Source organism: Vibrio sp. V38_P2S17PM301 (genome assembly GCF_009904845.1).
GTDB classification, from domain to species: Bacteria; Pseudomonadota; Gammaproteobacteria; order Enterobacterales; family Vibrionaceae; genus Vibrio; species Vibrio proteolyticus.
In genome coordinates this window covers 1-16093 of record NZ_WXWO01000073.1, presented here as the reverse complement: position 1 = coordinate 16093, position 16093 = coordinate 1, and the positions used below count along the sequence as shown (strand labels likewise).

The following is a 16093-nucleotide window of genomic DNA, read 5'->3' as shown; positions in this document are numbered from 1 at the left end:
TTCAAATCAGCTTCCGTAGCGCTTTTGCCACTCTTTTTCGATAGCAGATTGCCAGCTTGGGTGGGGCTCTGAAACCGATTTGAATTGCTGTGTCTGTTTGGCGCTGCCTGTCAGGTATTGTTTGCTTAGTACCGAAGGATCGCCCCAAATGTTCAGATCCCCTTTACGTGACTGAGCCTGTGGGCTGAGTAGAAAGTTGATGGTGACCAAAGCGCCGGATTTCGCATTCGCGTTCCAGGGAATGGCCAGAAAGTGAATATTGGAGAGGGCACCGGTATCAAAAGCATACGCTTTGGTGGAAGAGGCCAGTTTACCGGAGGCCTGTGCTGAATAGACGGCGTTAGGATTGAATGTGATGGCTAAATCCAGTTGACCGTCATCCAGCAACTGAATCATTTCGGCCGTACCGGCAGGGAATTGTTTGCCACCCCGCCAGGCCACTTTGTGGAACTGATCCAGATAACGCCAAAGTGGCGCGGTCACGGCGGCAAAGTCGCCTTCACTGACTGGTTGCTCGAGCTGGGGATCATTGTCAGTCAGTTCAATCAGTAATGATTTGAGGAAACTGGTGCCATGAAACTCTGGCGGCTTGGGGTAAGTCACCCGGCTCGGGTAGGCTTGAGCGTAGCTGAGCAGCTCAGCGTAGGAGTGTGGCGGGTTGTTGAGTGTCTCTTGGTCGTGAATGAACACCAGTTGGCCCACTCCCCATGGCGCTTCTAACCCTTCTGTTGGTTCAGAAAAATCTGCATCGATCGGCAGGCCTTGGTCAACGTATTGCCAATTGGGCAAAGAGTGTGTGAACGGCCCAAACAGCAGTTGGTTGTCTTTCATAGACTTGAAGTTTTCACCATTAATCCAGACCAAATCGACGCTGCCCTTGTCGTTTTTACCTGCTGCTTTTTCAGCGATGAGACGTGTGGTGGTCTCAGCGATATCGGTGACTTTAACGTGGTTCAACGTGACACCGTATTGCTGTTGCAACTGTGCACCTGCCCATTGGATGTAACGGTTAATTTCCTGGCTGCCTCCCCAGGCATGAAAATAGACGGTTTGTCCTTCGGCCTGTTGCTCTACTTGTTTCCAGTCTAGCGGTTCCGCTGACAGTGAGAAGGCAGTGGCGACTGCGGCGACGGTGGTGAGCAGTTGTTTCATAATTATTCCGTTTGAAGCTCTGATGATGGAGTGTTGTATAAGAAATAGTAATCGTTGGGCAGGGACTATCAACCTCAACCGTGCTGGTCGTTGACGCTTGTGTGATTTCACCCACTCTTCACGTAACAACTTCTGCCACAAGACTTTTATTGCTTGCTAGTTATGACCGGATAAGGCTGGAGATTCTTACATCACATAAGAAAAAAATGCGTGGTCGTAAAAACGAGCGGCATGCATGCCGCTCGCTAAGAAGGAAGGACGGTTTAGTTAACCCAATCTCGCAGTCGATAGGTTAATTCATGGTTTTCATCACGCAGAATCAGATGTTCTTTGGTCAGAGTGATCGTGCTCCAGGTTGATAATGTTTCGGCCACCGCCTGTTCGATCTGCATCGCCTCACTAGAGCAGGATTTCATGGTCATGCCGATTTTATCGACCCGAAACTGGTTGTCTTTGAGTTCACCCTGGCCGAAAAAATTATTGCAGCCAGCATTACCATTGACCGTCATTTTTTCACCCACTTCAAGGCGTGGCATGCGCTGTCGATCACCTTGAGTAATCGCCTGACCATCGACCTGAATCAGCTCCCAGTTGTGATGCTGGAGATCCTGCGGGGTGAGGTCGGCACTGCCTGAATACATACTGCAGCCGACGGAAAGTAACGCTAGCGGTATACCAACCAGCAGAGTGGTGACACTAAGCTTCATAATAAGACTCCTTAATTTGCCAACAGTGAGGACGGCGCATCAAAAGCTTAAGTATAGAAAACAACCTGCAAATTTTGTCAGTTTGTCGTTAGAGGCGTACGGTTAAATTGAGCGAAAAAGTGACAATTGTGACGCTTTGGCATAATGTAAAGTCAGCAGATGAGGAAGGTAGAATAGGCATGGAACAGCTGGATTTCTTCGATGTACCCAGCCCCTGTGTTGGTGTATGTACGGTTGACGATAAAGGTTACTGTCAGGGATGTATGCGCAAAAGGGAAGAGCGCTTTAACTGGCTGAGCTACACCGTGGCGGAAAAACAGCACATTATTAAATTGTGTCGACAACGTTATTTACGCAAAGTCCGCCAGGGGAAACTGACACCTCAATCACCGGTGGAACCGGAAAGTCCGCAACGGGATCTGTTTTAAGTTCAGATGTAAAAAGCCAGAGCTAGTTGCGCTGGCTTTTTGATTGTTTACCGTGTGATCCCGGTTAAGGCGTAGTGATCAAGCAGCCATTAGCCAACGGATCTTCCGTGTTGGTGTAAGTTACGGTTGCTGGAGGCGTGTAGTCGCCTACGGCGATAGAGCCCTTACTCTTCAGGAAGCCGTAAAGGACATCGGCATCCACATAACCAGTTTGAACCGGATCCAGCTCAGGGTAACCGTCACCACCGGCCGCATTGAAGCTTGGTACGGTAAAGGAGTAGGTGGCTGTGTCGCTAAAGCCCTTACCGTTGATATCGGAAATATCAACGGTGTTGGCCATACAGTCGACGGTCATGGTCAGGCCGGTCAATTGTGCGTAGGCGCCCGAACCCACTTGCATTGTGGCGACCGTGCCAAGGTAATCTTTGATCTCTGCTCCCGTCATCTCACTGTAGGTCACTTGGTTGCCAAAAGGCTGTACCGTTAACACGTCACGGTATGTGATGTCGCCTGCCGCAATAGAATCGCGTACGCCACCGGAGTTCATGACGGCAAAATCTGCGGAGACTTTTTCTTTGTGGGCAACAGCAATTAGTTGTCCCAGGTTGGTCTGCTGATTCCGTACTACGCTGCGGTCACCTTCCAGTTTACCGTCTGAACTTGCGATGACTTCATCCAGCTTATCCTGGCCTGCGTCTTGATACACTTGCAGTTTTTCTTTCAGCGGTAGGTTCGGTTCGATCTTGTCGCCGATCAGTTCGCGAGAGCCGTCATCCAGTTCCTTGGTCAGATTGACCGGAATGAGTTTGTAGCTCAGTAGGTGGAGTTCGTCATTGGCGTATTCGAAATCCGCGCGACCCACGTATTTACCCCATTCATGGGCCTGCATGATCCAGGTTCCGTTTTGCTGATCCGGTTTGCAATCGTCGCCAGGCTCAAAGTCGGCATCGTAGCCAGACCCATCGGCTTCCATACACACAGGGTTTTGAGAGTGCCCACCAATCACGGCTGCGAGCTGACCTTCCTCTAGAGCTTTAGCCAGCGCCACGTCACCTGGTGCATTCGAACCGTGTTGACCATTTGCATAGTGACCCATATGAGTGGTAGCGATAACCAGATCCGCTTCGTCGTTTTTCTCGATTTCGGCGATAACCTTTTTAATCTCTTCTTTAGGGTCAGTGAAAGTGAGTTCAGAGATGTATTCCGGGTTGCCGATTTTCGCAGTGTCTTCCGTGGTCAAGCCGACAACGGCAATACGTAAGTCACCCAGCGTGAACACTGTATAAGGTTCGAAATAGCGGCTGCCGTCGGCTTTATAGATGTTGGCGGCCAGCATCGGGAAGTCAGCCCAGTCACGCTGTTTGTCCAATACGCTGAGCGGGTTATCGAACTCGTGGTTACCAACCGCCATTGCGTCATAGCCGATATCACTCATGCCGATAAAGTCAGGCTCGGCATCTTGCAAATCCGATTCTGGTACACCGGTATTGATGTCGCCGCCAGACAGCAACAATGAGTAGCCGCCTTTGTTTTCGACTTCTTCACGGATGGAATCTACCAGGGTTTTACGTGCTGCCATACCATATTCGCCATCGTCGTTTTCCCAAAAACGGCCATGGTTATCGTTGGTGTGCATGATTGTAAATTGCGTACACGGTGACGCAATTTGGCATTCAACCTGGCTATCGTTGTCGCTGTCGTTACAACCAGCCAATGCCAGACCGACGGAGAGCGCCAGCGCTGATTTATACAATTTCATATGAAATTCCTTTTATTTTTGGTTTTTGGGCTTCAGGCGGGCAAATATAATGAAGAAATATGAAGTTGCTGTGATCTATGTGTGAAATAAGAGCATGTAATTGCAATTAAATTTCAGAATTATCAGACATGCCCCTGATCAAACATATTTAGTTAAATTGTATTGTTAAAACCCTCAATTAGAGTAAGAGTGTGCCGTAGTTAATAGCATTTGATTACATATCGTGATAGCAACAGCCTTTGTTGCCAACAAACTGAGCTAATCCAACGAAAAAGCCCGACATTTTTATGTCGGGCCGATGAATTTTTGCGGTCAGTCTTAATTGTGAGAGGGCTTACTTCAGCCCCCACTTGTCACTGACCCAGCCTCCAGCGTGTTCATCAAAATGATTACCGGCAAAACGATGTTGCTCTGTGTGATGTTCGAACTGAGGGCGATTTTCAAGAAGCTGGTGGATGTAGTCTGCCATGGGGTCATGAGAGAGCTGCTGTTGCCGTCGGGTGGCGACCTCTTTGATCAGCTGAAGACGATAACTGTTACTGGCGCGTTTCACTTTGATGACCTCCATGGTTGTGGGACTAATAAAAAACCTTAGAAGTCTAATTTGTTGGTGTCAAATTCCATTTATTGCTCAAAATATGTCCTTTTTATAGCCAAATGTAATGTTATGTTGGAAATGATTGGTGAATCATGGAGTAAGCGGTGTTGACTATGCCTGACAAAAAGAAAACCACCGCGAGCGGTGGTTTTTGGGAGTGGGGAGAAAACACACCAGATCGGCGCTATTGAGACTCCGCTACTGCAGCGGTTTTACGCGCAGGATGCTTGAGGAAAATAGCGACCAACGCTGCAAACGCCAGTAGAAAGCAATAGTATGAGTTAGCAACTACCTGCAATGGTGATAAACCGAATACAGATCCGAGCAGCAGCACCTGAGCGCCGTAAGGCAGTACACCTTGAGTTACGCAGGAGAAAATATCCAGTAAACTGGCTGAACGACGCGCACTGACATCGTTTTCCTCTGCCAGTTGGCGGGCAACGCTGCCGGACACAATGATAGCGACGGTGTTGTTGGCAGTGCAGGTGTTGGTCAGACAAACTAAGCCCGCAATGCCCATTTCGCTGGCGCGTGAATTTGCATGAGCCGAATGTTTTGCACCAAATACATTAATGATGCGGCTGACCAGTTGAGTCAGGAACGTGAGGCCACCTTGTTGACGCATCAGCTCACTTAAGCCACCAATAAGCATGGAGAGCAGGAAAATTTCCTGCATGTTGCCAAAGCCGGTATAAATGTCTTTACCCAGATCGGTCAATGTGTACTGATCAACGGAGAATAAGCTCACACCACCGGCGAGCATAATGCCGACCGACAACACCACAAACACATTCAGCCCGGACACGGCCAGAATCAAAATCGTCAGGTAAGGCAGAATTTTCAGCCATTCGATTGGGGTTGTCTCTGGTGTTTGTGTGGCACTGCTGCTGAACGCAAACAACACCAACGCGAAGATCGCCGCTGGTAAGGCGATGCGAATGTTCTCACGGAACTTATCTTTCATTTCGCAGCCCTGCGAACGGGTGGCTGCGATGGTTGTGTCTGAGATGATAGACAGGTTGTCGCCAAACATCGCACCGCTTAGCACCACTCCCGCGGTCAGAGGCAGGCTCATGCCGGCCGACTGGGCGATCCCCAGCGCGACAGGAGCAACGGCGGCGATGGTGCCCATTGATGTCCCCATGGCAGTGGCGATAAAGGCCGAAATAAGAAAAATCCCTGGCAGGATCATGCTGGTTGGTAGCAGGGACAAACCGAGGTTGACGGTTGCGTCGACGCCACCTGACGCTTTGGCAACGGCGGCAAAGGCTCCGGCCAGCAGGTAAATCATGCACATCGCAATAATGTCTTGGTGACCCACACCACGCAGAAATTGTTCGATGGCTCGATTGAGAGACTCTTTACTCAGCAGCAGCGCGATGACGATGGCCGGCAGCGTCGCAATCGGCGCGGGCAACTGATAAAAGGCAAAGTCGACACCTTGAAATGTCAGGTAAGTTCCAACGCCGATAAACAGCGACAAAAAAATGCCCAGCGGTAATAACGCCAGAGCGGAAGAAGTTGTGTGTGACGAGCGGGATGTTGTGTTTTGCATGACGCGACAACTTATCGTTATAGAGAACAGGAGCGCAGAGTAATGTGATGTGCGTCGAAAGTCAACTTTTGGACGTCTAAACGCCCAGACTTTTAAATGTCCTTATTCAGTCAGGCGCGTATGCCTGATTCTACGTAGAGCGGCCTGCCGATCTGCAGGGCAGGCCGCAAAGGAAGTCATCTTGATTACTCGGAATGAGTCTGATGCCTGACGTGTTGGGCGGACAGCGGTTCATTCATGCTTTCGCCATTCACAACCTGAGTAACCTTTTTGCCCGCGCAGAAAGCGGCCAAAAAGTTAACTGAATATCCAGTAGCTTATCGGGTTATCCGGGCACTGATACGGACCGCATTCTGCAAAGGTGGCAATGACGTTCAGAGCGACGGCCGCCAGAGCCAGCAGGCAAACAAATCGACCCACAGTGCTCATGTGATAGCGGGCGTCTTGCCACTCCTCTTTCCACATCATCAATAACAGGGCGACGCCCAAAATAGTGGCAGCGAACAGCACTAATGCCCAGGTGTAATAGTGCATGCCAAGAATCGGACTGCCGTAGCCTGGGGTGCCGGGAATAACATGCAGTGAGACTTGTCTTAATGCCGTCGCGGCACCGAACAGAGCGCCAATCAGTATCACCCCGTAATGTTTTTGCTGCGGACCATAAACCACATTTAAAAGGAAACCAAACATAACCATGGCGAAGCCGATACGCTGCAACAAGCACAGCGGGCAGGGAAGTTCGTTCCAGGCAAACTGGAGTACGAAACCAATCATCAATACGACGGTAATGCCAAGCAAACCGAGCGTATTTAGCAGCGTGACGTGAGTTCGATTCATTCTGATGCTCCTTACAGCAAGATGGCTAATGCATCGGTGGCGTGGTGGTGGAACCAATATAGGCCGGCAATCACTGAAAGTGTGAAAACCGCGTAACCAAGCGACTTTTTGTTGCAGAACGCACAGAGCATAGCGATGAACAACAAAAGGAAAAGCAAACTCATCATAATGGTGACCTTACAGGTAAGTGATAATTATTGTTAACTATAGGCAAGTATTTGCACTCGTCTGTAGTGGATCTGGGGATAATGCAGCCCATAAACGAGTGGCAAATATGCAACGTGAGATTACTTCATGTCTGGGAATCAAGGACGTGGTGCGTGGTGCGTGGTGCGCGGTCTAACCGCCATCGTGATTCCATATCGAGCGTATGGTGTATAACGCCGAATACAGCATTGAATAGTGACGATTTTTTGCAGAACTGACGGATCGGATGCTACATATTTAGGTGGCATTCGCTAACAAAAGGACAATGATAATGAACAACAAGCTTCTGCTCATCGCTTTCTCTGTCTTCTCTACGTCAGCACTGGCGGCCGATTTGACGGTTGATATGACGGATTTGGCCACCGGGAAAAGCGCCGGTACGATTGAAATCTCCCAAAATCAGTATGGCAGTGTGTTCACGCCTGCATTGAAAGGTTTGACCCCAGGTCTGCATGGTTTTCACATTCATGTTAATCCGTCTTGTGACACCAGTACCAAAGACGATAAAACAGTGCTAGGGGGAGCGGCCGGAGGGCACTACGATCCCGCAAATACCGGACAGCACGGCACTCCATGGGGTGACAACAACCACCTCGGGGATTTGCCGCCGATTTACGCGGATTCGAACGGCGATGTCGTCCAGCCGGTGATGGCGCCGCGTGTCGAACTGGCTGACTTGCCGGGGAGAGCGTTGATGATTCACGCTGGTGGTGATAATCATTCTGACAGCCCAAACCCGCTTGGTGGTGGCGGTGCCAGAGTGATTTGCGGGGTTATCAAGTAGCTGCTCTGTTTCGGTCGCAAGCCCCTGACTAACCGTCTGTGAGTCAGGGGCTTTTTGTTTTTTGGTTCAAAGGTGAAATGCAAGTTAGATAGTTGTTAATTACGTGTTAAGTCGTGACTCTGTTCACTGAATTCAACACTGACATAAGCCGAACACGTGAGAAAGTGGTCTACTAACTGTGTCAAATGGGCATAAGAAATAACAATAACGAATAAAACAAAACGTTAGGAGATCACGATGCAACCTTCAACTACACAACATCAGACGGCACCGGCTTTAACCGCATTACTGGATGCAGACTACCGTTTCAACTACCAGGAACTCCTGGCTCAGGTAGAACTGGCTGACAAACCGCTGTCTCTGGCGACCATTCGCTTTATGCTGGAAAAAGTCGAACTGAACGGTGATGAGATCAAACAACTGGCACAGTTTGATCAGGAAACATATTCGAGGCGACGTCTTTTTCGCAATGATCATTGTGAAGTATTGATCTTGAGTTGGCTCAATGGTCAACGGAGTAAAATACACGATCACATTGGCAGTGCTTGCGGGGTTAAAGTATTGCATGGTCAGGCGACAGAAACCTTGTTTAAGCCAGCAGCGAATGGCCATATTTACGCCACTCAGTCGAATCACTATCCAAGCGGTGAAGTGACAGTCAGTCACGACAGTGATATTCATCAGATATCCAACTTGCAAGGTGGGGATGAACCCTTAGTGACGTTACACATCTACTCTCCGCCCCTGAAGCAGTTTTATCTCTATCAACTCGAAAGCGGGACGGCTGAGTTGTTGGATCTTCAGCATGACTCCTGGTTTTATGAGATATGAAAATAATAGATAAATCAATCTGTTATAGGCAGAAAAGGGTAGAAGACTAATTTTGCTCGACTGGTATAGAAAAACGGCGGTCCTCAGGGACTGCCGTTTTAATCAGCGCACACCGCGATCACGCAGAATCATGTGGATTTCATGCAATGTATCAAGCTGGCGGCGTTCAAACTCTGTCGGCTGCTCCGCTTTTATGATCGTAGTGAAACCGATCATAATGGAGGCAAAACCGAGCAGCAGAGTTACGGCGTTCATTTGACCTTCGGCGAAGTACCACAATGCGGCTAATGACAGAACGGCAATGCAGGCGCAGAACAGTTTAACCAGCAAGCTGTTTTTCCTTTTTCTCTCTCTACGCAAATTGTCTCGACGTTGTCTTTCCTCCTGTAGTAACTCTTCTATATTGCATTGAATCAATAATTTATACTTGGTTGATTGGTCATTAATGTGCACATCGCCATTGATGTCGCGTGCCTTAAAATCTCTCATCACGTCACCTCATCACGGGATCTACCGCAAACAATAACTGTATATTTATACAGTTTCAAGTGAGTGCATACTGAGGGTGTGAGTCGGGTTCGACAAAATCGGTTATCGTGACCAAAATACCTGCAACCGATGTAAGAAAAAGCCAGCGAAAGGCTGGCTTAAGTCAGGTCGGAGTATTTAGTTCTGGTGGGTAAACGGTCCGGCAGTGGTCGCTCCAATTTCATTGCCTGCTGTATCGTACAGGCGAGAGGTAACGAAATATTGGTATGTGGCTCCCTTTGAACCGTTGAACGAGTAGGAATGGGTGGTGGTTAGCGCTGAATTGACATAGCTCCCGCAACAGGTGAAAGTGACCTCAGTGGTTGACGCGACATCGGTGGTCCAGAAAATCCGGAATTTTACACCTTTGAGTTTTTCACTACCGACGGATGAAATAAGGGGGCCGTCGGTGTTGTTTTCCTGCGATTCGTTGCCGCCCCCACACTGTGTTTCATCCAGTCCGACTTCGGCCCACGATTCAATCACTGATGTCAGGATAGCGTCGTCGGCAAAGGCCAAAGTGGCTGCTCTTGCATCACAGAACCGGGCATCCGGCGTAAGTGAGGTAAACGCATCGTAAACCAGTTCAACGGCGGTTTGCTGGCCAACGCCAATCACCCCTTGTCCTTGAAAATCTGGATTAGCGTTCACTCCGCCCTCAGAGAGTAGGTAAAACCAGTGGTTGATAATGCCACTGTTAATGTGGACACCGCCATTGTCACCGCTGCCTGTGTAGCGCTGCGCATAGTGTGACGGGTCGCCGTCAGCATTAGGATCTGCCATGTTCCGGATTCCATCGTCATAAAGCATGATGTCTTCGCCTATGGTCCAGTTACCGCTGTTGTTGGCAAATTCCAGGCTGGTGCCCATGATATCGGAGAACGCTTCATTGAGCGCACCAGATTCGTTCTGGTAGATAAGGTTACTGGTCGCTTCGGTAATACCATGTGCCAGTTCATGCCCGACGACATCCAGATCTCCGGACATATTGGTAAATGAGATCCCGTCTCCGTCACCATAAGCCATTTGACTGCCATTCCAGAAAGCGTTGTTGTAGTTCCGCTTGACGTGCGCTGACGAACGGATGCCCTGAGGATAATAGTCGAGCCAGTCAAAATTAAAGTGAGTGAGGAAGTACTTGTCTGCAAGATGCGCATAATAGTGTGCGTCCACCAGAGCGGCTTGTCCCGGGGATGTGCGTCCGGCTCTGTCCCAGAGGTCGTCATCGTCTGTGGCGATTGAACCGGGCAGGCGTGTTTTCCCGCCGGCGTCGTAAGTTGACAGTCTTGGCGCGGTCATTTCGAAGCGTCCCCGGTTGTAATCCGTCAGTCCTGATAAATCTCGCGATTGTCCCCAAACTCCAATCCCACTGCCGGTGGTTAGGGCATTGTAAGCATTATTTATCACGCCTGTGTCGGCATCGATCCAATGGATCCAACGGCTGTCATCACGGCGATTTTCTGTGATATAAAAATAGCGGCCGTCACGAGGATGTAAAGCGAGTGTGACCTTCCATGTGCCTTTGCCTCCGACTTTCATCATGGCAATCCCTTTGGCCGCGGCGGCGCTTATTCGTACGTCATTGGTCGCCATAATGCCGGGATAATGCTTACCGATGACGAACAACGTTTGCCCGCTTGCTGTGGTGATTGTCGTGAGCTGTGCGCCCCATACTTCAGCTAGGCCAACAAATTGCTGATAACGTTTAGCTTGATGACCGGGCTTTGCGAGGTTAACCATCTTGATAGGGTGCACATCAACTGGCAGGGTGAATGATTTGGCCGGATTATGGTGAATCTGAATACGACTGGGGGCACTGGAAGGTAATGCATAAATGGTGCTTGAAACTGTCGCCATTATGGCGAATGCAACGGACTTGAGGCGCATCGGCTCTCTCCCTGTCATCACTTCACTCTGGCGGTGAATGCACTCGGTTGTATTTCAACTGACGACGAGATAAGTGTAGTGGGGCATATCCATGCCCTCAAGTAGCCAATAGCGTCGGTTTTTTCTCAGGCCAGTGGAACGGATTGTGTATCCTGTACTTAGTCACTGATTTCAAATCGGTTTCTGCCGTTGTTTTTCGCTTTGTACAACGCACTATCGGCGTTGGAGAACAGAGCTTTCCAGGACACTTTCAGCTCTGAGGCTTTCACGCTTGCCGCGCCAAGAGAGATGGTCACTTTGATGGATTCATCCTCGAGTTCAATAATTTCGGACGCGACAGCAGAGCGCAATCTTTCGAGAGTTTTAGCCGTTTGCCATTTGTCTTTGCTTTGCAGCAGTAAGACAAACTCTTCACCGCCCCAACGAACTAATACGTCTTCGGGGCGTATGGCATTTTTTAGTGCTTTCGCGACACCCTGAAGCACCTTGTCTCCGGCTTCGTGTCCATACTGATCGTTGACACCTTTGAAGAAATCGATATCGATGACAGCCAGTGCATATGGATGTTCAAATGGTTTGGCGTGAAAAGCTTTCAGCCATTTTTCCAGATAGCGCCGGTTGTTCAGTTTAGTCAGTGAATCACGAGTGTTTTCATTCTCTAACTCGCGATTTATGCGTTTCATTTTAAACAGTCGCTTGGCGGCAACGTAGATAACCAGAGCAAACAATGCCAGGTAAAGAATTTCCCGGGTGCGTTGCGCATTCAGTTTTTCTTCCTGAAGCTGGTTCTTGGCTTCCAGTAGTGCCAGATCCCGTTGATTTAGCTGCTTTTCCAGCGCGTTTTTTTCGCTTAAAAGCTCTTGACCGTAGGCGTCTTTGTAATAATCGCGGCGAATATTGTCTTGTTGACGAAAGTAGAGCAACGCGTTTTGATAGTCCTGTTTGCCCTCATAAGCGTCAATCAGAATGCCCAACACTTCCATTTCCCAAGCCACCTCGCGGGTTTCCGACTGGTGCAAAATGTCGACCACTTTAATGCCGTAGTAAATGCTTTCGTTGTAATTCTGCTTGACCAGGTAGGCCTTGGCTAACGCCTGGAAGCATCCTGCGATTTGCAGTGGAAGGTCTTTTCCATCGGTATCTAAAGCCAGGCATTGTTGACCGATGGCCAGCGCTTCGTCGGCCTGACCAACACCGCTGAGTAATTGGGATAAATTGGAGAGCGTAGTGTATTTCACTTTTTTCGAGCCGGTTTTCTCCGCCTCTTTTTGTGCCAGTGCCATAAACTGTTTGGCTTTGTCGACATCGTTGAGCGCGAAATAGATTGTGCTGGCGTTGGAGTTCATCACGGCTTCAAACAGACTGTTGCCATAGTTGTGACTGTGATAGAGCTTCAGCGCGCGCTCAACATAGTCTCGGGCGCTTTCCCAATCTTCTGACTGCATGTACACCGTCGCAATGTTGTTCAGTGTCATCGTCGACTGAAAACTGTCACCCACTTCAGTCACAAGACTAAACGCTTTCTTGTAGTAGCGCAGGCTGGAAATGATATCGGACCGCTGAATTTTGGCGTTCCCGAGCCATCGGTACGCCCGACCCGCCAAACGCTTATAGCCGATTCCGTTGGCAATACTGACCACTTCGTGCAACAAGACCTGACCTTCGAGAAGCAGATCAGAATCAATCAAATCAATCGCTCGGTTCAGCTTGGCTTCAGCGACGATCCAAGGCATCTCAACCTGCTCACCCAATGCAACCAAATTGGGGGTATGAACATTCCTTAACCCTTCATAACGTTGAAGATTTTTCAGACCAAAATAGTACAACGCTTTTTCGTTTGGAGAGGCGTCTTCGGGTAACACGAGTTGACCCGCTTTGATACTGCCGGGGTGACACATGGTTTCGTAATAAAAATCGAGCATGGGCTGCTCACTATCGTCTACCAGATCGTTCAGATAGCTGTAACGAGGCTGTGCAGTCGCCATTGTTATGCCACTGATGAGCAGAACAAAACCTAAGGTCGCAATGGTCGGAAACTTGAGAGACATAGCAGACTAAAAGAGTAAAAACTCAACAGAGAGCAAAGGGAGCACAGTTTAACATTCTTATAAACATATTTGACAGCCATTGATAATAAAACAGACAGGGGGCTATTAAAATTCCATCAAGATTCCAGTTCAAAATACTCGATTTTCAATCTTAAGATTGGTTTTTGAGATCTTACTTCCAGTCTTTGTTGTCGCTTTTCTCTTGGCAATATGCAATCTACATATTCACTGGATAATTAGTTAAAAAGACTAAGGTTTTGGTGAGATAGTAGCCAATGACTCTTGGTATATTTTATCAGTCTATTTCTAATACTAATATCGAGAGTCACTATGGGTGTTACGATCAACGCAAACGGCTTGAGTGTCGTGCACAAAGGGTCTGGGGGCGAAGCCAATGCGACGTTGCCGGATGTGTGCCTGACAACGGTGGGCAACTCGGTTGTCCCTATTCCGTACGGAAACAACGCAAAATCCGCCGATCTGGCAGACGGTTCCACCACCGTAGCTGCAGACGGTGGCAACAGCATTGCAATTAAAGGCAGTAAATTTGCCAAAAGTACGGGTGACGCAGGCGGTGACAAAAAAGGCGTAGCATCCGGCACCATTGAATCTGAAGCAGAGTTTATCTCCGCCTCTCCTACCGTCAAAATAGAAGGCAAAGGCGTTTGCCGCCTCTCTGATCAGATGACCATGAACAAAGCCAACACCATGTGTTTGGGAGGCGCTCAGAACCCGTCTGTAACGGTAACGGAAGATCAGGAAGGTACGTATACGGTAGATCTAGGTCTGCAATACGAAGATTCAGATCCAGTGCAGGGAGCATCCTATGAGTTAGTTGACTCTACAGGCGCTGTATTTAAAGGAAACTTGGACAAAAACGGTAAAGCTGCTGTTTCTGGAGTCGCTCCTGGAGAGTTCTCGGTTGAGTTTGGTGAAGATACGCGTGAGTTTACACCTAACGAGCCGACAATGAACAACCCTAGATATAATCCCTCAACTGATCCTCAAGACTTATTAGATAATGCCAAACAAGGTGAAGTAGGGTTTTGGGAAAATGCTTGGAGAAAAACTTCGGGTGTTGCAAGTTGGATTTGGGGAGTCGCTTTAGGTGATTTCAACGAGGATGCGACAGTAGAACAGATCATAGCGAATACCGCAATTACAATGATTCCTGTCGTTGACCAAGTAGGTGACTTGCGAGATTTGGCAGCAAATGTTATGAGGTTACTTGATGAGGACGCTCGCGATGACCCCGAAAATTGGCTGATGTTGGCGCTCACCTTAATTGGTTGTATTCCTGTCTTTGGTAGTGCAATGAAAGGGACAACAAAAGTTGCTCTTAAACTTGGTAAACAGACTCCTAAGGACGATTTATTAGCGTGTATGAGGGCTGTAGGTAAAGGAGATCCAGAGAAGTTTCTTTTAAACCTCAAGTGGAATGAATATGCGAAGCAAACATCTCAAATTTTATCAGATGTAATTAAACCTTGTTGTGAAGTCGGTGTGGAGTTGGCTTCCGCCGCAAACAAAATCGGTGCGGATGCATTAGCGAAATACTTTTTAGATTTAGTCGGGGAGTTGAAAATTGTTGATAAACTCGGTGCAGATAAGATCTCTGAAGCAATGGGTAGTTTTGATCACTTATTCAAGTCAATTCTGAAAAAATCTGATGACGTTTTTCCTGCAAAGACTTACCACAGTGCTGGTAAGGGAACTTCGCAAAGTGGTAAGAAATCTACAACTGCTAACCAGAGAAAAAGCGGGGCAACAAAATGCAGAATATGTCAAAAAGTAAAGAGAAAATCTTCTAAAAAGAAAAGTGGTACATGTGTAGGACATAAGGTGGTCTAATGACAACGAAATCTAAAAGTGCACCTCGAGGCGGTGTGGTTGATTGGCGAGATTATTTCCAGTGGGTCGACAAAAAGGGTAAACAAGGCTTATACAAAGGAAGTTTGAATCGATTAACGAATCTAGATGCTCCTATATGCTCTACCCCTCAATTTTCGAATGTGACATCTCGTACGCAAGCCAAGAAAGAGTGGGAAAAGCGTCACCCATGGGCTACTGATGGGCTAGCAAAAGCATACACTACGAAGAGACTTTTAACGCCTCATCACTTAATATCATGTCAAGTGATGTCGGCATTGAATAGTCATTATGAGGATGTAATTGAAGCAGATATCGGATATAACGTTAATAGCCCTCAAAACTTAGTGATACTTCCTAATAGTACAACTGTAGCTTGCCATCTTGGTGTTCCACCACACGAAGGAGGACATGATCAATACGATTTAACTGATAGGGAAACTCGAAACTTAAATCGTGCAGCAAACAGTCTAATTGATGGTAAAAGAGTGTGGAAACCTAATGTGCAGATGGAGGCGTACCATGCAAAAGTATTTAAGTTGGTTACTCCGATTATACATAAGCATTTTAGGTGTAAAACGGATATTAACCACAATGAGTTTATAAATGATTTAAATAAGGTGTCCAAAAAGATTTTAAAGAAACTAGGTAAGTTCCAGTGGTTACTCCATGAAGAAGGTATTGACTATAAACCGGGAAACAATAATGGTTGTATGAATACTATGTTAATATCTGGTTACGGCCAAGGGGATGAAAACATAGAGGTACGAGAATCTGCAAAAAAATTACCTTTAGATGATCCTAATGCACAAAAAGCTCCTTGTGAATCTCACAGAGAACATCTTGAATTAGAACATAGTTTTTATAAAAAGAAACTCCATAAAGCAGTGAGAAGAAGTATGG

At 47.9% G+C, this 16093-nt stretch carries 15 protein-coding genes; 5 read left to right on the top strand and 10 right to left on the bottom strand.

Translation table 11 applies throughout. The annotated features are described in order from the left end of the window. Positions 1 to 6: 6 nt before the first annotated feature. Together CAG64_RS15760 and CAG64_RS15755 are read right to left on the bottom strand one after the other, a co-directional pair. The gene (locus CAG64_RS15760) at positions 7 to 1152 is read right to left on the bottom strand and encodes an ABC transporter substrate-binding protein (RefSeq protein ID WP_161457317.1); all 1146 of its coding nucleotides are present in this window, start codon (positions 1150 to 1152) and stop codon (positions 7 to 9) included. 263 nt (positions 1153 to 1415) lie between these two features. Continuing rightward, entirely contained in the window at positions 1416 to 1859 is a 444-nt protein-coding gene (locus tag CAG64_RS15755) for an META domain-containing protein (protein WP_161457318.1), read from the bottom strand. 179 nt (positions 1860 to 2038) lie between these two features. Here CAG64_RS15755 and CAG64_RS15750 point away from each other — a divergent pair, with 179 nt between their 5' ends. After that, positions 2039 to 2287, top strand: coding sequence for a DUF1289 domain-containing protein (locus tag CAG64_RS15750; protein ID WP_021707092.1), 249 nt, complete (start codon positions 2039 to 2041; stop codon positions 2285 to 2287). A gap of 64 nt (positions 2288 to 2351) precedes the next feature. On the opposite strand, the gene ushA is transcribed toward CAG64_RS15750, so the two are convergent. The 5 genes from ushA to CAG64_RS23900 form a co-directional block, all read right to left on the bottom strand. Then, the gene (gene ushA, locus CAG64_RS15745; RefSeq protein WP_161457319.1) at positions 2352 to 4046 is read right to left on the bottom strand and encodes a bifunctional UDP-sugar hydrolase/5'-nucleotidase UshA; all 1695 of its coding nucleotides are present in this window, start codon (positions 4044 to 4046) and stop codon (positions 2352 to 2354) included. A gap of 334 nt (positions 4047 to 4380) precedes the next feature. Continuing rightward, on the bottom strand, positions 4381 to 4599 hold the full coding sequence (locus tag CAG64_RS15740; RefSeq protein WP_040903173.1) for a hypothetical protein: 219 nt from the start codon (positions 4597 to 4599) through the stop codon (positions 4381 to 4383). 229 nt (positions 4600 to 4828) lie between these two features. Further along, on the bottom strand, positions 4829 to 6199 hold the full coding sequence (locus CAG64_RS15735; protein WP_161457320.1) for a Na+/H+ antiporter NhaC family protein: 1371 nt from the start codon (positions 6197 to 6199) through the stop codon (positions 4829 to 4831). A gap of 297 nt (positions 6200 to 6496) precedes the next feature. Then, positions 6497 to 7036 carry a disulfide bond formation protein B gene (locus CAG64_RS15730; protein WP_161457321.1) on the bottom strand — a complete coding sequence of 180 codons (540 nt, stop codon included), beginning with the start codon at positions 7034 to 7036 and terminating at the stop codon, positions 6497 to 6499. Between the two features lie 11 nt (positions 7037 to 7047). After that, entirely contained in the window at positions 7048 to 7203 is a 156-nt protein-coding gene (locus CAG64_RS23900; RefSeq protein WP_040903170.1) for a DUF5993 family protein, read from the bottom strand. Between the two features lie 311 nt (positions 7204 to 7514). On the opposite strand from CAG64_RS23900, the gene CAG64_RS15725 reads away from it, so the two are divergent. Continuing rightward, positions 7515 to 8027, top strand: a complete 513-nt coding sequence (locus tag CAG64_RS15725) for a superoxide dismutase family protein (protein ID WP_021707087.1) — start codon at positions 7515 to 7517, stop codon at positions 8025 to 8027. Between the two features lie 237 nt (positions 8028 to 8264). Continuing rightward, on the top strand, positions 8265 to 8858 hold the full coding sequence (locus CAG64_RS15720; RefSeq protein WP_021707086.1) for a cysteine dioxygenase: 594 nt from the start codon (positions 8265 to 8267) through the stop codon (positions 8856 to 8858). A gap of 102 nt (positions 8859 to 8960) precedes the next feature. Here CAG64_RS15720 and CAG64_RS15715 read toward each other — a convergent pair whose 3' ends face one another. From CAG64_RS15715 to CAG64_RS15705, 3 genes are all read right to left on the bottom strand, one after another. After that, complete coding sequence (locus tag CAG64_RS15715) at positions 8961 to 9347, bottom strand: hypothetical protein (RefSeq protein WP_161489121.1); 387 nt, start codon at positions 9345 to 9347, stop codon at positions 8961 to 8963. Between the two features lie 177 nt (positions 9348 to 9524). Beyond that, positions 9525 to 11273, bottom strand: a complete 1749-nt coding sequence (locus tag CAG64_RS15710; RefSeq protein WP_237668259.1) for a M4 family metallopeptidase — start codon at positions 11271 to 11273, stop codon at positions 9525 to 9527. Positions 11274 to 11431: 158 nt separating this feature from the next. Then, complete coding sequence (locus CAG64_RS15705) at positions 11432 to 13321, bottom strand: tetratricopeptide repeat-containing diguanylate cyclase (protein ID WP_237668260.1); 1890 nt, start codon at positions 13319 to 13321, stop codon at positions 11432 to 11434. Positions 13322 to 13651: 330 nt separating this feature from the next. On the opposite strand from CAG64_RS15705, the gene CAG64_RS15700 reads away from it, so the two are divergent. Both CAG64_RS15700 and CAG64_RS15695 read left to right on the top strand, forming a co-directional pair. Beyond that, positions 13652 to 15172 (top strand): PAAR-like domain-containing protein, encoded by a 1521-nt coding sequence (locus CAG64_RS15700; protein ID WP_161488828.1) that lies wholly within the window; start codon positions 13652 to 13654, stop codon positions 15170 to 15172. Then, positions 15172 to 16093, top strand: a 922-nt coding sequence (locus CAG64_RS15695; RefSeq protein ID WP_161489336.1) for an AHH domain-containing protein, incomplete at its 3' end; no start/stop codon positions are given. The genes CAG64_RS15700 and CAG64_RS15695, both read left to right, overlap by 1 nt.